The 16,344-nt window shown below is 67.3% G+C and carries 19 protein-coding genes; 15 read left to right on the top strand and 4 right to left on the bottom strand.

All coding sequences use genetic code 11. The annotated features are described in order from the left end of the window. Positions 1-4: 4 nt before the first annotated feature. From rplR to F1193_RS00510, 13 genes are all read left to right on the top strand, one after another. Positions 5-367 (top strand): 50S ribosomal protein L18, encoded by a 363-nt coding sequence (rplR, locus tag F1193_RS00570; RefSeq protein ID WP_150095728.1) that lies wholly within the window; start codon positions 5-7, stop codon positions 365-367. A 41-nt stretch (positions 368-408) separates the two neighbouring features. Beyond that, on the top strand, positions 409-972 hold the full coding sequence (gene rpsE / locus F1193_RS00565) for a 30S ribosomal protein S5 (RefSeq protein WP_126399428.1): 564 nt from the start codon (positions 409-411) through the stop codon (positions 970-972). Positions 973-1,001: 29 nt separating this feature from the next. Then, on the top strand, positions 1,002-1,199 hold the full coding sequence (rpmD, locus tag F1193_RS00560) for a 50S ribosomal protein L30 (RefSeq protein ID WP_150095727.1): 198 nt from the start codon (positions 1,002-1,004) through the stop codon (positions 1,197-1,199). Positions 1,200-1,224: 25 nt separating this feature from the next. Beyond that, positions 1,225-1,710 carry a 50S ribosomal protein L15 gene (gene rplO, locus F1193_RS00555; protein ID WP_150095726.1) on the top strand — a complete coding sequence of 162 codons (486 nt, stop codon included), beginning with the start codon at positions 1,225-1,227 and terminating at the stop codon, positions 1,708-1,710. A gap of 55 nt (positions 1,711-1,765) precedes the next feature. Next, positions 1,766-3,097 carry a preprotein translocase subunit SecY gene (gene secY / locus F1193_RS00550; RefSeq protein ID WP_150095725.1) on the top strand — a complete coding sequence of 444 codons (1,332 nt, stop codon included), beginning with the start codon at positions 1,766-1,768 and terminating at the stop codon, positions 3,095-3,097. Then, positions 3,094-3,690: an adenylate kinase gene (locus tag F1193_RS00545; RefSeq protein WP_150095724.1), complete on the top strand. Its 597-nt coding sequence runs from the start codon at positions 3,094-3,096 to the stop codon at positions 3,688-3,690. Before secY ends, F1193_RS00545 begins: the two co-directional genes overlap by 4 nt. Positions 3,691-3,857: 167 nt before the next feature. Next, positions 3,858-4,226, top strand: coding sequence for a 30S ribosomal protein S13 (gene rpsM, locus F1193_RS00540; RefSeq protein WP_150095723.1), 369 nt, complete (start codon positions 3,858-3,860; stop codon positions 4,224-4,226). 301 nt (positions 4,227-4,527) lie between these two features. Further along, the gene (rpsK, locus tag F1193_RS00535) at positions 4,528-4,920 is read left to right on the top strand and encodes a 30S ribosomal protein S11 (RefSeq protein ID WP_150095722.1); all 393 of its coding nucleotides are present in this window, start codon (positions 4,528-4,530) and stop codon (positions 4,918-4,920) included. A 78-nt stretch (positions 4,921-4,998) separates the two neighbouring features. Beyond that, positions 4,999-6,015 (top strand): DNA-directed RNA polymerase subunit alpha, encoded by a 1,017-nt coding sequence (locus F1193_RS00530; protein ID WP_150095721.1) that lies wholly within the window; start codon positions 4,999-5,001, stop codon positions 6,013-6,015. Between the two features lie 58 nt (positions 6,016-6,073). Continuing rightward, on the top strand, positions 6,074-6,484 hold the full coding sequence (gene rplQ / locus F1193_RS00525; RefSeq protein WP_150095720.1) for a 50S ribosomal protein L17: 411 nt from the start codon (positions 6,074-6,076) through the stop codon (positions 6,482-6,484). Positions 6,485-6,710: 226 nt separating this feature from the next. After that, positions 6,711-6,908 carry a hypothetical protein gene (locus F1193_RS00520; protein WP_150095719.1) on the top strand — a complete coding sequence of 66 codons (198 nt, stop codon included), beginning with the start codon at positions 6,711-6,713 and terminating at the stop codon, positions 6,906-6,908. A gap of 361 nt (positions 6,909-7,269) precedes the next feature. Further along, positions 7,270-8,670, top strand: a complete 1,401-nt coding sequence (locus F1193_RS00515) for a Do family serine endopeptidase (protein WP_246164043.1) — start codon at positions 7,270-7,272, stop codon at positions 8,668-8,670. A 14-nt stretch (positions 8,671-8,684) separates the two neighbouring features. Further along, on the top strand, positions 8,685-10,016 hold the full coding sequence (locus F1193_RS00510) for a replication-associated recombination protein A (RefSeq protein ID WP_150095717.1): 1,332 nt from the start codon (positions 8,685-8,687) through the stop codon (positions 10,014-10,016). 97 nt (positions 10,017-10,113) lie between these two features. Here the strand turns inward: F1193_RS00510 and F1193_RS00505 are convergent, their stop codons facing one another. Genes F1193_RS00505 through F1193_RS00490 form a run of 4 tightly spaced genes read right to left on the bottom strand, consistent with a single transcriptional unit; the run spans position 10,114 to position 13,396 of the window. After that, entirely contained in the window at positions 10,114-10,629 is a 516-nt protein-coding gene (locus F1193_RS00505) for a hypothetical protein (RefSeq protein ID WP_150095716.1), read from the bottom strand. Beyond that, entirely contained in the window at positions 10,613-12,004 is a 1,392-nt protein-coding gene (locus tag F1193_RS00500; protein WP_150095715.1) for an HD domain-containing protein, read from the bottom strand. The genes F1193_RS00505 and F1193_RS00500 overlap by 17 nt, the downstream gene beginning before the upstream one ends. A 41-nt stretch (positions 12,005-12,045) precedes the next feature. Beyond that, positions 12,046-12,921, bottom strand: coding sequence for an HpcH/HpaI aldolase/citrate lyase family protein (locus F1193_RS00495; RefSeq protein ID WP_150095714.1), 876 nt, complete (start codon positions 12,919-12,921; stop codon positions 12,046-12,048). Between the two features lies 1 nt (position 12,922). After that, positions 12,923-13,396 (bottom strand): MaoC family dehydratase, encoded by a 474-nt coding sequence (locus tag F1193_RS00490; RefSeq protein WP_246164042.1) that lies wholly within the window; start codon positions 13,394-13,396, stop codon positions 12,923-12,925. A gap of 402 nt (positions 13,397-13,798) precedes the next feature. On the opposite strand from F1193_RS00490, the gene F1193_RS00485 reads away from it, so the two are divergent. Together F1193_RS00485 and F1193_RS00480 are read left to right on the top strand one after the other, a co-directional pair. Then, positions 13,799-14,773: a lytic transglycosylase domain-containing protein gene (locus tag F1193_RS00485; protein ID WP_425457190.1), complete on the top strand. Its 975-nt coding sequence runs from the start codon at positions 13,799-13,801 to the stop codon at positions 14,771-14,773. Between the two features lie 91 nt (positions 14,774-14,864). After that, entirely contained in the window at positions 14,865-16,022 is a 1,158-nt protein-coding gene (locus F1193_RS00480; RefSeq protein ID WP_150095712.1) for a DUF2336 domain-containing protein, read from the top strand. The last annotated feature ends 322 nt before the right edge of the window (positions 16,023-16,344 follow it).

The raw sequence follows: 16,344 nt of genomic DNA, 5'->3' as shown, positions 1-16,344 counted from the left end.
TGAGATGGCCAAGAACTCTACCGTCACGGCCCGCCGCGTTCATCGCGTGCGCCGTGCCATCAGGGCGGCGGCGAACGGCCGGCCGCGGCTGTCGGTGCACCGCTCGGGTCTGCACATCTATGCCCAGGTCATCGACGACGCGCAGGGCATCACGCTGTGCTCGGCGTCTTCGATCGAGAAGGATCTGCGCGCGACGCTGAAGACCGGCGCCAATGTCGAGGCGGCCAAGACGGTCGGCAAGCTGTTGGCCGAGCGCGCTGTCGCCAAGGGCGTCAAGCAGGTCGTGTTCGATCGCGGTGCCTTTCTTTATCATGGGCGCGTGAAGGCGCTCGCCGACGCCGCCCGCGAGGGCGGCCTGGAATTCTGACGGATTCGAGGGGACGGGACGTCCCGAGGAGATAGACTGAAATGGCGAGAGAGCGTCAGCGCGATCGGGATCGTGATCGCGAAGACCGCGACAGCGGCTTCGTCGACAAGCTCGTCCACATCAATCGCGTCGCCAAGGTGGTGAAGGGTGGACGTCGCTTCGGCTTCGCCGCACTCGTCGTCGTCGGCGACCAGAAGGGCCGGGTGGGCTTCGGCCATGGCAAGGCGCGCGAGGTGCCGGAGGCGATCCGCAAGGCCACCGAATCGGCCAAGCGGGCGATGATCCGCGTGCCGCTGCGCGAGGGCCGTACGCTGCACCACGACATCGCCGGCCATCACGGCGCCGGGCGCGTGTTCCTGCGTGCGGCTCCGGCCGGTACCGGCATCATCGCCGGCGGCCCGATGCGTGCGGTGTTCGAGACGCTCGGCATGGCCGACGTGGTGGCCAAGTCGATGGGCTCCTCGAACCCCTACAACATGGTGCGGGCGACTTTCGATGCCCTCAAGCGCCAGGACAATCCGCGCTCGGTTGCGGCGCGGCGCGGCCTCAAGGTGTCGGCCCTCCAGAGCCGCCGCCGCGATGTCGACGCCGAGGCGACCGACTGAGCTGACATAAATTCGAACGGAGTCGCCCCATGGCCAACCCCGCGGAGAACACCGTCACGGTCGAGCAGACCGGCAGCCCGATCCGGCGCCGGCAGGATCAGCGCGCCACGCTGATCGGACTCGGCCTCAACAAGATCGGGCGCCGCAGCACGTTGCCGGATACTCCGTCCGTGCGCGGCATGATCGATAAGGTCGCGCACCTCGTGCGCGTGGTTCAGGGCGCTTGAGAAGCGCGCGCGCGGAGATCAAGCGATGAAACTCAACGAGATCAAGGACAATGCCGGCGCGCGCAAGTCGCGTCTGCGGATCGGCCGCGGCATCGGCTCCGGCATGGGCAAGACCGGCGGCCGCGGCGGCAAGGGCCAGACCGCGCGTACCGGCGTGCGCATCAAGGGCTTCGAAGGCGGCCAGATGCCGCTGCACCGGCGCCTGCCGAAGCGCGGCTTCAACAACATCTTCCGGCTCGACTACAACGAACTGACGCTGGAGCGCCTGCAGCGGGCGCTGACGGCGGGCAAGCTCGACTCGTCGAAGCCGGTGACGGTGGCCGAGCTGGTCGAGGCCGGCGTGCTGCGCCGCGCCAAGGACGGCGTGCGGCTGCTCGCCACCGGCGAGCTGACGGCCAAGGTCGACCTCGTGGTCAATCACGCCACGGCGTCGGCGCGTGCGGCGGTCGAGGCGCTGGGCGGATCGGTCACGCTGATCGAGAAGCCGGCCGCCGAGGCGGAGACGGCTTGAGCTCCCGGCTTGCGGACCTCATCTGAAGCGAGCAGAGAGTGCAGGAGCGCGGGTCATGGTGTCGGCGGCTGAACAGCTCGCAGCGAACTTGAATTTCTCGGCTCTCGGCAAGGCCGAGGAGCTCAAGCGGCGCATCTGGTTCACGCTCGCCGCACTGGTGGTGTACCGGCTCGGAACCCACATTCCGCTGCCGGGCATCGACCCGCAGGCCCTGGCCGACCTGTTCAAGCAGCAGCAGGGCGGCATCCTCGGCATGTTCAACATGTTCGCGGGCGGCGCGGTGGGCCGAATGGCCATCTTCGCCCTCAACATCATGCCGTACATCTCGGCCTCGATCATCATCCAGCTTCTCACCTCGGTGTCGCCGACGCTGGAGGCGATCAAGAAGGAAGGCGAGCAGGGCAGGAAGCAGCTCAACCAGTACACGCGCTATCTCACCGTCGTGCTGGCCGGCTTCCAGGCCTGGGGCATCGCGCTCGGCCTGCAGAGTTCGGGCAATGTGGTGTCGCAGCCCGGCCTGTTCTTCCTGGTCTCGACCACCATCACGCTGGTCGGCGCCACCATGTTCCTGCTGTGGCTCGGCGAGCAGATCACCGCGCGCGGCGTCGGCAATGGCGTGTCGCTGATCATCTTCGCCGGCATCGTCGCCGAGCTGCCGGCCGGCATCGCCAGCACCCTCGAACTCGGCCGCCAGGGCGCGATCTCGACCGCGCTGATCCTGATCATCCTGGCGATGGCGGCGGTCGTGGTGGGCTTCGTGGTGTTCATGGAGCGCGCCCAGCGGCGCCTCTTGATCCAGTATCCCAAGCGCCAGGTCGGCAACCGGATGTTCGAGGGCCAGTCCTCGCATCTGCCGCTGAAGCTGAACACCGCGGGCGTCATTCCGCCGATCTTCGCCTCCTCGCTGCTGTTGCTGCCGGTCACGGCCGCCAATTTCAGCGCCGGCGAGAGCGGCGGCTGGCTGACCACGATCACCGCGCTGCTCGGGCACGGACAGCCGCTGTTCATGCTGGCCTATGTGGCGATGATCGTGTTCTTCACGTTCTTCTATACGGCCATCGTGTTCAATCCGCAGGAGACCGCCGACAATCTGAAGAAGTATGGCGGCTTCATTCCCGGCATTCGCCCGGGCGAGCGCACGGCGGAGTATATCGACTACGTCCTGACCCGAATCACCGTGGTGGGCGCGATCTACATCGCCCTGGTCTGCGTGATCCCGGAAATCCTGATCTCTTATGCCGCGATCCCCTTCTATCTCGGGGGAACGTCGCTCCTGATCGTGGTCAGCGTGACCATGGACACGGTCTCCCAGGTGCAGGGTCATCTCTATGCCCACCAGTATGGAGACCTCATCAAAAAAGCGAACCTGAAGGGGAGACGTCGATGAGGCTGGTGCTGTTGGGACCGCCAGGGGCGGGCAAGGGCACGCAAGCGCAGCGCCTGACGGCACGGCACGGCATCGTTCAGTTGTCGACGGGAGACATGCTGCGCGCCGTGGTGGCGGCGGGTACGCCGGTGGGCTTGAAGGCCAAGGACATCATGGCGCGCGGCGATCTGGTGCCGGACGAGGTGGTGGTGGCCATCGTCTCCGACCGGATCGACCAGGACGACTGCCGGAACGGCTTCGTCCTCGACGGCTTCCCGCGCACCCCCGGCCAGGCCGAGGCGCTCGACCGGATGCTGGCGGAGAAGGGGCTGAAGCTCGACGGCGTGGTCGAACTCGTCGTCGACCACACGGCCCTGGTGAAGCGAATCGAGACCCGCGTCGCCGAGATGACGGCGCGCGGCGAGGCGGTCCGCCCCGACGACAATCCCGAGGCGCTGAAGCAGCGGCTGAGCGCCTACACGGCCCAGACCGCGCCGCTGTCGGACTATTACCGGACCAAGGGTCTCCTCAAGGAGATCGACGGCATGAAGACCATCGACGAGGTGACGGAAGCGATCGGCCGGGTTCTCGGCGTGGTCGCCGCAAGAGGTTGACGGACCTCGCAACTGACAGTATGACCCGGCGAGCATTTGAACGGCGCCGGGTCTTCCGAGGAGGGCCGGGTGCCGCGTACCCGTTTAACCGGTCCTCTTCGGGCGCACGACACCCAGAAGACCGGCCGCCAGGAGATCAGCGGCTTGGTCGCCGCAGGAGAAGAACCGTGGCCCGCATCGCAGGCGTCAATATTCCGACCAACAAGCGCGTCCTCATCGCGCTGCAGTACATTCACGGCATCGGGCCCAAGAAGGCGCACGAGATCACCGAGAAGGTCGGTATTCCGGCCGAGCGGCGGGTCAACCAGCTCACCGACCAGGAAGTGCTGCAGATTCGCGAAACCATCGATCGTGACTATATGGTCGAGGGTGATCTGCGCCGCGACGTGCAGCTGAACATCAAGCGCCTGATGGATCTCGGCTGCTATCGCGGCCTGCGCCATCGCCGCGGCCTGCCGGTGCACGGCCAGCGCACGCACACCAATGCCCGCACCCGCAAGGGTCCGGCCAAGCCGATCGCCGGCAAGAAGAAGTGATGCGGTGCTCCGGCCGACCAGGCCGGAGAGCCGTGTCCCGATCGCCGAAACTCCCGTTCGTGCGCGAAGGGTTTTCGGCGGGTCCGTTTCCGGTCTCCCAACGGGACCAACCGGAAGCCGTATGATTTCGCCGCGGCCCGGTCCGCGGCGGCACCGTTCCCTGGGCGAGCGTTTCGACGCCCGGGGTGAGAGGGCCGCGTTCGGTCCCGTATCGCGTTGAATTGGCCGGTTCGAGCCGGTCGAGACACGTCTTTCAATCCCGAGCGCCTGGAACGACGGGCGCGCCTGAAGGATCAAGAACATGGCCAAGGAAGCCACCGGCCGCGTCCGCCGTCGCGAACGCAAGAACATCGCCTCCGGCGTGGCGCACGTGAACGCCTCGTTCAACAACACGATGATCACCATCACCGACGCGCAGGGCAACACGATTGCCTGGTCCTCCGCCGGCCAGATGGGATTCAAGGGCTCGCGCAAGTCGACCCCCTACGCCGCCCAGGTCGCGGCCGAGGATTGCGCCCGCAAGGCCGCCGAACACGGCATGCGCACGCTGGAAGTCGAAGTCGCCGGTCCGGGCTCGGGTCGCGAATCGGCGCTGCGCGCCCTGCAGGCGTCCGGCTTCACGGTGACCTCGATCCGCGACGTGACGCCGATCCCGCACAATGGCTGCCGGCCGCGCAAGCGCCGCCGCGTCTGATCCCGCGCACGCCATGGCGTGCCCCCGTATGCCCGCGGGCCGGTGATCGGTCCGCAGCCGACTGAAGGGTGAGACCCTGTGATCCACAAGAACTGGCAAGAGCTCATCAAGCCCGAAAAGCTGCAGGTGCAGCCGGGACAGGATGCTCGGCGCATTGCGACGGTGATCGCCGAGCCGCTGGAACGCGGCTTCGGCACCACGCTCGGCAACGCCCTGCGCCGGATTCTGCTGTCCTCGCTGCAGGGCGCGGCGGTGACCAGCGTCCATATCGACGGCGTCCTGCACGAGTTCTCCTCGATTCCGGGCGTGCGCGAGGACGTCACCGACATCGTGCTCAACATCAAGGATGTCGCCATCAAGATGCAGGGCGACGGACCCAAGCGCATGGTCGTGCGCAAGTCCGGCCCCGGCGTGGTGACCGCCGGCGACATCCAGACGGTTGGCGACATCACCATTCTCAATCCGGACCTCGTGCTGTGCACCCTCGACGAGGGCGCCGAGATCCGGATGGAGTTCACGGTGGCCACCGGCAAGGGCTATGTCGCGGCCGACCGCAACCGGCCCGAGGACGCGCCGATCGGCCTGATCCCGGTCGACAGCCTCTATTCGCCGGTCAAGAAGGTGTCCTACCGCGTCGAGAACACCCGCGAGGGCCAGATCCTCGACTACGACAAGCTGACCATGACGGTCGAGACCAACGGCGCCCTGTCGCCGGATGACGCGCTGGCCTACGCCGCGCGCATCCTGCAGGACCAGCTCGACATCTTCGTCAATTTCGAGGAGCCCAAGCGCGCGGTCGAGACGCCGGCCATCCAGGAGCTGCCGTTCAACCCGGCTCTGCTCAAGAAGGTCGACGAGCTTGAACTGTCGGTGCGCTCGGCCAACTGCCTGAAGAACGACAACATCGTCTATATCGGCGACCTGATCCAGAAGACCGAGGCGGAGATGCTCCGCACGCCGAACTTCGGGCGCAAGTCGCTGAACGAGATCAAGGAAGTGCTGGCGGCGATGGGCCTGCACCTGGGCATGGAAGTGCCTGGCTGGCCGCCCGAGAACATCGAAGATCTCGCCAAGCGCTTCGAAGACCACTATTGAGCATCAAGCCCCGGGTCACCGGGCAGAAGGGACGGCCGGGCCTCCGGTCGAGAACAACATGAACCACGGCAAGGCCGGCCGGCGATTCAACCGCAGCAGCGAGCACCGCAAGGCGATGTTTGCCAACATGGCTGCGGCGCTGATCAAGCACGAGCAGATCCTCACCACCCTGCCCAAGGCCAAGGACCTGCGGCCGGTGGTGGAGAAGCTGATCACGCTCGGCAAGCGCGGCGACCTGCACGCCCGCCGTCAGGCGATCGCCCAGATGCGCGACGTCGCGATGGTCAAGAAGCTGTTCGACGTCATCGGCCCGCGCTATGCCGGCCGCAATGGCGGCTACTGCCGCATCGTCAAGGCAGGCTTCCGCTTCGGCGACTGCGCCCCGGTGGCGGTGATCGAGCTGGTCGACCGCGACGTGACCGCCAAGGGCAAGGATTCCGGCCCGGTCGAGTCCGCGGCGGCGGCGTGAGCGTGCTTGCGATCGGATGATCGGATTGAGGCGGCTTCGGCCGCCTCTTTTGCATCCGGCCGGCGATGATCGTTCCAAACCCGCATCGACAGCAATAATCCTTGCCCACCGTCCGAGAGCGTGGTTCCTGGCCTCGCCCGCGCCGCTGGTGGCCGAACATCTGCGGGGGCGGATGTCAGGGTCGGATCACGAGGGCCGTGCTGACCTTACGAGGGGAGTCGTATCCATGGTGAATTGGCTGATCTTGGGCGTCGTTCTTGGGCTGATTACACCGCTCGCGGTGGTCCCGGGGACGCTTCGCAAAATCTATAACGAAGACGGTCAATGGGCGGCCGCGAAATTGTACCTGATCCTGGCGACAATTTCGGTGATCGGCATGTTGTTCTTCACGTTCGTCGCCGCGAACATCTTGCTGGCGGACTGACGCACGACGCCGCGGCACCCGCGCCACCCTCGGCATTGCGGGCGGCGGCGGGTGGCCGTCCGGGGCGCCGGGCGGGAATGGCGCGCGCCGCAGCAAGGCATGTCCGGCCCGGCGGTCCGCTCGCCGGCACGGGACGCGACCGGCGGCCACCGCGCGGGTACGCCTTTTTTCGGACATCGGATACCTTATATCGTTGCCAGCGTCATAGCGTTGCCAACGTCGTCTTTGCAAAGGGCGGGAGCGGGTGTTGCGAAAAAGAATGCGACAGCTCAACGACTTGGAACGTCATGCGGGATTGGCCGGTTCAACCGGTCCGGTCGGATCGGCGGGTGTTCCATCCCGCCTTGCCGCCGTCGGCGCCGTGGTCCTTGCCGCCGTCTTCGCCCTGGCCGTGCAGGTGCCGGCACAGGCGCAGGCGCCCTTGCGCGTTGCGCCCGAGTCGCGCCAGCAGGTGACGCTGTCGTTCGCGCCGGTCGCGGCGAAGACCTCGCCGGCCGTTGTCAACGTGTTCGCGCTCAAGTCGGCGCCCAGGGGCAGCGGCCATCCGTTCTTCGAAGACCCGTTCTTCCGCCGCTTCTTCGGCGACCGCGGCTTTGGCGTGCCGCGCGAGCGGGTGCAGCGCTCGCTCGGCTCGGGCGTGATCGTCGATCCGCGCGGGCTGGTGGTCACCAACCACCACGTCGTCGAGGGAGCGGACGAGGTGAAGGTGGTGCTGGCCGACAAGCGCGAGCTGGCTGCCGAGATCGTGCTGCGCGATCCGCGCACCGACCTCGCGGTGCTGCGGGTCAATGAGGGGGCGCCGTTCCAGGCGATCGATCTGGCGGATTCGGACGCGCTGCAGGTCGGCGACCTGGTGCTGGCGATCGGCAATCCGTTCGGCGTCGGCCAGACGGTGACGCAGGGCATCGTGTCGGCGCTGGCCCGCAGCCAGGTGGGCATCAGCGACTTCCAGTCCTTCATCCAGACCGACGCCGCAATCAATCCCGGCAATTCGGGCGGCGCGCTGGTCGACATGTCGGGGCGGCTGGTCGGCATCAATACGGCGATCTTTACCCGCTCGGGCGGCAGCCACGGCATCGGCTTCGCCATTCCGTCCAACATGGTCCGGGTGGTGGTGGAGTCGGCCAAGAGCGGCGGCAAGCAGGTGAAGCGGCCCTGGCTCGGCGCCCGGCTGCAGACGGTGACGGCGGATATCGCCGAGAGCCTCGGCCTGCCGCGGCCGGCCGGCGCGCTGGTGGCGGACGTGCCGAACGGCACGCCGGCTGCCAAGGCCGGGCTGAAGCGCGGCGACGTGGTCGTCGCCATCGACGGCCAGATGGTGGACGACCCCGACGGGCTCGGCTTCCGGCTCGCCACCCGTCCGGTCGGCGGCAGGGCGGTGCTGACCGTGCGGCGCGGGGCGAACGAGGTGCCGCTCCCCATCGGCCTGGAGGCGCCGCCGGAGGGCAGTTCGCGCGACGCCGTGGCCATCAGGTCCCGCTCGCCCTTTGCCGGCGCCACGGTGGCGGCGCTGGACGCGGCCCTGGCCGACGAGTTGCATCTGCCGTTCGGCGGCGAGGGCGTCGTGGTGGTGGTCAAGGTGGAGCCTGGCTCTCCGGCCGACAATCTCGGCTTCCAGCCCGGCGATGCGGTGCTGCAGGTCAATGGCCGTGACATCAGATCGCCGCAGGAGCTGGAGCGCATCTTCCGCGCCGGCGCCCGGCTGTGGCGGCTGGTGGTGCAGCGCGAGGGCCGCGCCATCCAGATGGTGCTTCCCGGCTGAGCGGGGAGCGCGCCATGCCCCGCCGCCCCGAGCCGACGCCCTCGCTGTTCACCGCCGCGGGCCTTGAAGCGGAGGCGCCGCGGCCGCTGGCCGACAAGCTGCGCCCGAAGACGCTCGCCGAGGTTGTTGGCCAGGACCATCTGGTCGGGCCGGACGGGGCGCTGACGCGCCTCCTGGCCTCCCGCTCGCTCGGCTCGCTGATCTTCTGGGGGCCGCCCGGCACCGGCAAGACCACGGTGGCGCGCCTGCTCGCCCAGGAGACCGACCTGCACTTCGAGCAGATCTCGGCGATCTTCACCGGCGTCGCCGACCTCAAGAAGGTGTTCGAGGCCGCGCGCGGCCGGCGGCAGGTCGGGCAGGGCACGCTGCTGTTCGTCGACGAGATCCACCGCTTCAATCGCGCCCAGCAGGATGCCTTCCTGCCGGTGGTCGAGGACGGCACGGTGACGCTGGTCGGCGCCACCACCGAGAACCCGTCCTTCGAGCTCAATGCCGCGCTGCTGTCGCGGGCGCGGGTGCTGACGTTCCAGCCGTTGGATAAGACAGCAATTGAGCATCTCCTCGCAAGAGCCGAGAATATCGAGGGAAAGCCGCTTCCGCTCGACGATGCGGCGCGGGTTGCGCTGATCGGCATGGCCGATGGCGACGGCCGCGCCGCCCTGACGCTGGCCGAGGAGGTCTGGCGCGCCGCCAAGCCGGGCGAGACGTTCGATACCGCCGGCCTCGCCGGCGTGGTGCAGCGGCGCGCCCCGATCTACGACAAGGATCGAGAAGGTCACTACAACCTCATCTCGGCGCTGCATAAATCGGTGCGCGGCTCGGATCCGGATGCGGCCTTGTATTACTTGGCGCGCATGCTCGATGCCGGCGAGGAGCCGCTGTTCCTGGCGCGGCGCATCGTGCGCATGGCGGTGGAGGACATCGGGCTGGCTGACCCGCAGGCGCTGGTCGTCGCCAACGCCGCCAAGGATGCCTACGACTTCCTCGGCTCGCCGGAGGGCGAGTTGGCGATCGCCGAGGCGGTGATCTACATGGCCACCGCGCCGAAATCGAACGCCGCCTACAAGGCGTTCGGTGCCGCCCGCCGCGTCGCCAAGCAGGCGGGATCTCTCATGCCGCCCAAGCACATCCTCAATGCACCGACCAAGCTGATGCAGGAGGAGGGCTACGGCGCCGGCTACGCCTACGACCACGACACGGCCGAAGGCTTCTCCGGCCAGGACTATTTCCCGGACGAGCTTGGCCGGCAAAGCTTCTACCGGCCGGTCGAGCGCGGCTTCGAGCGCGAGTTGAAGAAGCGGCTCGACTACTGGGCCAAGCTGCGCCGTGATCGCGGCGGGGAATAGGCGGGAGGGGAGGACAGCGCTGCCCTTTTAGATCGCAGCCGCCAAAGAGTGGAGAGGGCAAGGAGAAGACGGGAAAGCAGGAATCTCTCGACCGCACTTAAGCGTCGGTCGGAGCGAGTTCCAGTTCTTTGAGCAACGCCAAGGCGCGTTCCCGCCGACCGGAGCCTGTCTTGCCGGGCTTCCGGCGTTCAAGCTCCGCTCGCCAATCTGGCACCTGCTCCTGCTCCTGGGTCGCGAGCCAATGGATGGTCGCGGCGAGCTCGAGAACTGTCGAGGTCTCGCCCGCGAGTTTCTGAACCAGTGGGCGAGCCTGATCGATGTCGATCGCACCGAGTCGGGTCGGGGCTTCCTCGGTCGAAAACTTGCTGAACGGCGCGCCATCGACCTGACGGAACGCCATTGTCTCTTTCAGCCGTCCCCAGAATTTGGCATCGGTGACCGCATCCGAGATCGGTTCCGCATAGGGACCATAATGATGGTACGCGAACCTCGCGCCGCTGTTCAGGCCCTTCTGCTCCAGCAGATAGACAATTTTCTGCAGGCGGATGCGGCCGATGAGCTCGCCTCCCGCGAGGGCGACGATGCCGACCACCACGTCATCGAGCTTCGCCATTGGTTTCTCCCGCGCATTTCAGAGCCGAATCGTACTGACGCCAATCTGCAAAATAATACCTGAGCACATTTTGGTCTTCGGTCAATGCGGCCACCGCCTTCGACAACGCGGCAATGTCGACAACGTTGCCATCGGCCCGTTTCACGAACACACGTTTGTGGGCCGGGATATCCTCACGCTGGGCGTCCTTATAGATCGAGAGCGAAACTGCGTCTCGGAATATCGTCTGTCCAATCGAGGATTTGAGATCGTTGTCGATAAAGCCCTTTCGCAGACGATCGAGATCCGTCGTGTTGACCATGTCGATCTCGATTGCCTTCCGCAGCTTGCGGTCACGGATATCGCGCCCGAGGACGCGGACGTCCTCGGGACCGTTATCGGCACAGGCTTCAATCATGTTCCAGACCACGGCGTCGTCGAGAGCGAGGTACAGTGCGAGCGTTGGCTCGACCGCAGCGAAATAGGCGACCAGCGGGTTCCGCTCGTGTACCGGCAGTTCCTGTGCCCGTCCGTTCGCCACGAGGACCGCGATGCTGCGGAGAAAAGCCGACAGTGTCATCTCGATGCCGCGAGTCACCCGATGAAAATAAACTTGTGAATAGAGATGGTACCGCGCGAGGATAAACGCCTCCACGGCTTGGAGCGCCTTCTCTTCAAACGCGAAAGTCTGGATCGTCGTTGGCTCACCTTCGTCGGTTTCACCTTCGCCGATTCCAATTTTTGCACGAACAACACGGAGATTGTCGACGAGCCAGTCGAAATCGATGGCACCTGCACCTGAACCGGTCATCAGACGATCTCGCCTGAGATAATCAAGGCGATCGGCGTCGAACGAACTCGACACGATTGCGGCATAGATGTCGGTTGGGGGACGAGTGAGCAACTCCGCGATGTCGTCGGCGATACCGCCTCCGCCCCCGAACACCTTTTCAAGAGCAGGTCGAATGGACCGCGCGCGTGAGGCAATGATCTCGGCCGTCCAGGTCTCGTGATTTTTGTAACTACCGCGAGAACCAAGACGTTCCTTTTCGACGTTTTCGAATGCGTGGCTGAAGGGCCCGTGGCCGATATCATGCAGTAAGGCTGCGAGAAGAGCAGTTCGTTCCCGTTGATGATTCCACTCCGTCGCAGGTAGCCCCTTTTCTGCGACCTTCATCAGGCACCGTGCGACGTGGAATACGCCAATAGAGTGAGAAAACCGAGTATGCGTCGCGCCGGGAAAGGTGAACTCTGACACGCCGAGCTGCTTGATACGACGAAGACGCTGGAACTCTGATGTGTCGATCAACCGCCAAGCGGCTTTGTCGACCTCCTTTTCAAGGTCAAATACGATCAAACCATGGACAGGATCACGGATGCGCTTGAGCGTGGGCATAACGTCAAGATAGCGCAGTCTTGAGGCTCAATCCAAGCGTGTTATTGGTTGCTTCCCGCCCTTTCCAGCACCCGTTTCGCCCGCAGCAGGTGCGGCCGGTCCAGCATCCGGCCGTCGAGCGTGGTCACCCCGGCGTCGCCCGCCGCCGCGAAGGCGGCGATCACGCGGCGCGCCTCTTCAACCGCCGTCTCAGAGGGCGTGAATACCGCATTGATAACGCTGACCTGGCCGGGGTGGATGGCCATCTTAGCCGAGAAGCCGTCGCGCCGCGCGGCCTCCGCCTCCACCCGCAATCCGGCCTCGTCGCGCACATCCACGAACACCGTGTCGATCGCCAGCACCCGCGCCGCCGCCGCCCCGGCGAGGCAGAGGTTGCGGGCGAGAAGATAGGGCGAGGTCCAGCGCCCGGAATCGTCGTGGTTGGTCTCGGCGCCGAGGTCGGCGGAGAGATCCTCGCCGCCCCAGGCGAGGCCGGCCAGCCGGTCGGAGGCGCCGGCATAGGTGCCGAGGCCGAACAGGGCGGCGGCCGTCTCGGTGGCGATGGCGAGAATCCGGGTGGCGCCGGCCGGGATGTCGGCCAGCGCCTCGCGCGCGGCGAGCTTGGCGCCGAGATGGACGACGTCGCGGCCGTGCTCGGCCTTGGGCAGCATGACGCCGTCCGGGCGCGCCGCCATCGCCGCGTCGAGGTCTTCGTCGACCAGGCCGGAGCCCAGCGCGTTCACCCGCACATAGAGACGGGGGCGCGCCGCCAGCGGCACCGCCTCGCGCAGGAAGCCGGCGGTCGCCACCCGCGCCGCGGCCTTGGCGTCGGGCGCCACCGAGTCCTCGAGGTCGATGATCAGCGCGTCGGCGCCGGTCTCCAGCGCCTTGGCCAGCTTGCGCGGGCTGTCGCCCGGAACGAACAGCAGCGAGCGCATGTCACGCCGGCCGCTTCTTCATGAAGGCCTGGCGCCGGCACTCGGCCACCAGGATGTCGTCCTGGTTATAGGCGCGGTGGTGGAGCTCGACGATGCCGGCATCCGGCCGCGACTTGGATTCGCGCACCGCCAGCACGGTGGTCTCGGCGCGCAGCGTGTCGCCGTGGAACAGCGGCGCGGGGAAGCGCACGTCGGTCATGCCGAGATTGGCGATGGTCGTGCCGTTGGTGAGGTCGTTCACCGAGATGCCGATCATCAGCCCCAGCGTGAACAGCGAATTGACCAGCGGCTGGCCCCACTCGGTCTCGCGCTCGCAGAAGTGCCGGTCGATGTGCAGCGGCTGCGGGTTCAGCGTCATGTTGGAGAACAGCATGTTGTCCGTCTCGGTCAACGTGCGGGTGAGGCGGTGGCGGATGGTGGTGCCGACCTCGAAGTCCTCCAGCCACATGCCGCCGCGCCAGTGCCGCTCGCCCATGATTCGCTCCTCCCTGATTGTCCCGTTGCTTGGCCACGCCGCCGCCCGCGGTACGGGGCGCTAGAGCGTGATCCGATCTGACTGCATCAGATCGGACGCTCTAAGTTTCTGGTTTGTCGCATTTTCTTTCGCACAACCGGTATCCACTTGTTCGGAAAATGCTCCATTATTCCAACGGCCCCGAACGCTGACGCGTGGGGCCGTTGACCATCGCAGATTTTCTTATCCGAAATCAAAGATTTCACGAAAGTCCGCGAGCGGAGCGAACGGCCAGCTTGTGCCGCCGTTGGCGTTAACCATGCGTTTACCATAACCGCCGCACCGTCACGCGCATCGTGTCGTGGCGGGCGTGCCGGCCTCGACCCTCCGGCGACGAATTGGGGAGACGCAGCGGTGGACGCCATGTTTCTCTTCACCACGCCGAAGGCACAGGCTCCCAGCCCGGCGCCGGCCGTGCCCCAGCCGGCCCCGGCCGGCGGCGCGTCCGGAGTGATGGGCGCCCTGCAAACGGCCAGTGAAACCACCGGCACCAGCTTCGACTATCTGCTCAAGACGGCGCGGCGCGAGTCCGACCTCGACCCGGCGCTGAAGTCGAAGACCTCCTCAGCCACCGGCCTGTTCCAGTTCCTCGACGACACCTGGCTGGAGACGTTGAAGGCCGATGGTGCCCGCTACGGCTATGGCGACTATGCCGCCGCCATCACCCGCACGCCCTCGGGCAATCTCGACATCGCCGATCCGGCGCTCAAGCGGCAGGTGATGGCGCTGCGGGAGGACCCGACCGCCAATGCGGTGATGGCCGGCGCCTTCACCAACCGCAACGCCGCCGATCTGCGTGCCTTGCTCGGCCGCCAGCCGACCGATGGCGAGCTCTATGTCGCCCATTTCTTCGGCTCGGCCGGGGCGCGGAAATTCCTCGACCTCGCCGCCACGCAGCCCGCCGCGCGCGCGGACACGGTGTTTCCGGAAGCCGCCGCCGCCAACCGGCCGATCTTCTACGACAAGTCCGGCCGCGCCCGCTCGGCGGCGGAGGTCTATGCCGTGCTGGTCAAGCAGCACGGCACCGAGACCACGACCAGCCCGGCCGCGGGCAACCCGGTGACGGCCGCCGCCACGGCGCCCGCCTCCGCATCGCAGGGAAGCGCGGCGCTCGGCCTCGCGCCCGAGCCGGCGGAGCCGCCGCTGCCCTTCGCCTTCCATGGCCTGTTCCAGACCGAACGCACCGGCCCGGCCACCGCCGATGTGCGCGCGCTGTGGGTGCCGCAGACGGCGCGTGCGGCCTATGCGGCGGGTGCCGGCAAGACCTCGGGCGACGCCGGCCGGCCGCTCGATCTCGGCACCTTCGCCCGCGCCTCGGGCGTCGACACGCGGGAATAGTCCCTCCAAACTCTTAAAATTCACGGTGAACGCTTTGTTAAGCCCGCACCCCTAGCGTGGATGCGGTTGCCACCTCGATTGGTGTTTCGGGATGATCGTTCGCCGATTCCTGCAATGGGTTCGCACTGCGCAGCCGGGGGACCGCGCCGAGGCCACCGCGGCGCTGGCCCGCGCCTATCTCTATTCCGATTTCTCCGAGCATGACCGGAAGGCCGCCCAGGCGGCGCTGACCCTGATGCTCGACGACCGCGCTCCGGTGGTACGCCGCGCGCTCGCCGAGGCGCTGGGCCGCAGCGCCGATGCGCCGCACGACATCATCCTGGCGCTGGCGCACGATGCCGCCGACATCGCCGCCATCGTGGTGGAACGCTCGCCGGTGCTGCTGGAGATCGAGCTGATCGAGATCGTCCGCGCCGGCCGGCCCGGGCTCAGGGCCGCGGTGGCGGCCCGCCCCTGGGTGCCCGAATCGGTCTCCGCCGTCATCATCGAGGTCGCCGACGCCGAAATCTGCCGCGTGCTGATCGGGAACGAGGGCGCCGACATCGACGAAGCCTCGCTCGAACGGCTCATCGCCCGGCATGGCCATGCCGGCACGGTCCGCGAAATCCTGCTGGCGCGGCCCGATCTGACGCCGACGCTGCGCCAGTCGCTGGTGGCCAAGACGGCGGGCGCGCTCGCCATGTTCGTGTCGGAGCGCGCCTGGCTCGAACCTGCGGCGGCGGCGCGCGTCGCGCGCGAGGCCTGCGAGCGCACCACGGTGACGATCGCCCGCAATGCCGGGGGCGACCAGACGCTGGAGCTGGTCCGCCATTTGCGCGGTACCGGGCAGCTCACCGCCGGCCTGCTGCTGCGCGCGCTGCTTGGCGGCAATCGGGCCCTGTTCGAGGCGGCGCTGGCCGAGCTGTCCGGCTTCCGACTGTCGCGGGTGGCCGCCATCCTCGACGACCGCAGCTTCGCCACCTTCGCGCCGCTCTATCTCAAGGCCGGCCTGCCGGCCTCGGCCGAGCCGCTGTTCCGCGCGGTGCTGGCGGCACTGCACGAGATGGGCACGGCCCACGATCCGCTGGCGGCGGCACAGTTGCGCCGGCGCATGGTGGAGCGGGTGCTGACGCACTATCGCGGCAACGATCCCCGCCAGCTCGACAGCTATTTCGCGCTGCTGCGCCGCTACGCCGCGGAAGCCGCGCGCGAGGAGGCGCGGGCCTTCACCGCCGATCTGGAAGAGGCCGATCTGGACGAGGCGGCCTGAGGGGCATCAGGCGCGACAGCCCGTGCAAGGGCGTCGTCCCGGGCAAGGGCCGAAGGCCCGCGACCCGGGACCGTCTGCAGGATGGGGGCCCTTTTCCGGATGACGATCCCGGATCGGCGCTGCGCACCGTCCGGGATGACGAGGCCCCGCTGTCGTCCCGGGCAAGGGCCGAAGGCCCGCGACCCGGGATCGTTTTCAGGACGGAATGCCCCTTCCGGATGACGATCCCGGATCGGCGCTGCGCGCCGTCCGGGATGACGAGGCACAAAGAGAAGCGAACCCGGGTCTCGGCTTCAGCCTCGTTCGGGATGATGGCCGGAGA

Source organism: Blastochloris sulfoviridis (assembly GCF_008630065.1).
GTDB lineage: Bacteria > Pseudomonadota > Alphaproteobacteria > Rhizobiales > Xanthobacteraceae > Blastochloris > Blastochloris sulfoviridis.
This window is presented reverse-complemented; position numbering and strand designations above follow the sequence as displayed.

What these genes read in the sequence shown, in the direction of transcription:
- F1193_RS00510 (WP_150095717.1), top strand. Translation starts at nt 8,685, where the DNA reads ATGCCCCGCCGCCCCGAGCCGACGCCCTCGCTGTTCACCGCCGCGGGC.
- rplO (WP_150095726.1), top strand. Translation starts at nt 1,225, where the DNA reads ATGAAACTCAACGAGATCAAGGACAATGCCGGCGCGCGCAAGTCGCGT.
- F1193_RS00520 (WP_150095719.1), top strand. Translation starts at nt 6,711, where the DNA reads ATGGTGAATTGGCTGATCTTGGGCGTCGTTCTTGGGCTGATTACACCG.
- F1193_RS00485 (WP_425457190.1), top strand. Translation starts at nt 13,799, where the DNA reads ATGTTTCTCTTCACCACGCCGAAGGCACAGGCTCCCAGCCCGGCGCCG.
- F1193_RS00500 (WP_150095715.1), bottom strand. Translation starts at nt 12,004, where the DNA reads ATGCCCACGCTCAAGCGCATCCGTGATCCTGTCCATGGTTTGATCGTA.
- rplR (WP_150095728.1), top strand. Translation starts at nt 5, where the DNA reads ATGGCCAAGAACTCTACCGTCACGGCCCGCCGCGTTCATCGCGTGCGC.
- rpsE (WP_126399428.1), top strand. Translation starts at nt 409, where the DNA reads ATGGCGAGAGAGCGTCAGCGCGATCGGGATCGTGATCGCGAAGACCGC.
- rpsK (WP_150095722.1), top strand. Translation starts at nt 4,528, where the DNA reads ATGGCCAAGGAAGCCACCGGCCGCGTCCGCCGTCGCGAACGCAAGAAC.
- F1193_RS00490 (WP_246164042.1), bottom strand. Translation starts at nt 13,396, where the DNA reads ATGGGCGAGCGGCACTGGCGCGGCGGCATGTGGCTGGAGGACTTCGAG.
- secY (WP_150095725.1), top strand. Translation starts at nt 1,766, where the DNA reads ATGGTGTCGGCGGCTGAACAGCTCGCAGCGAACTTGAATTTCTCGGCT.
- F1193_RS00505 (WP_150095716.1), bottom strand. Translation starts at nt 10,629, where the DNA reads ATGGCGAAGCTCGATGACGTGGTGGTCGGCATCGTCGCCCTCGCGGGA.
- rpmD (WP_150095727.1), top strand. Translation starts at nt 1,002, where the DNA reads ATGGCCAACCCCGCGGAGAACACCGTCACGGTCGAGCAGACCGGCAGC.
- rplQ (WP_150095720.1), top strand. Translation starts at nt 6,074, where the DNA reads ATGAACCACGGCAAGGCCGGCCGGCGATTCAACCGCAGCAGCGAGCAC.
- F1193_RS00495 (WP_150095714.1), bottom strand. Translation starts at nt 12,921, where the DNA reads ATGCGCTCGCTGCTGTTCGTTCCGGGCGACAGCCCGCGCAAGCTGGCC.
- F1193_RS00545 (WP_150095724.1), top strand. Translation starts at nt 3,094, where the DNA reads ATGAGGCTGGTGCTGTTGGGACCGCCAGGGGCGGGCAAGGGCACGCAA.
- F1193_RS00480 (WP_150095712.1), top strand. Translation starts at nt 14,865, where the DNA reads ATGATCGTTCGCCGATTCCTGCAATGGGTTCGCACTGCGCAGCCGGGG.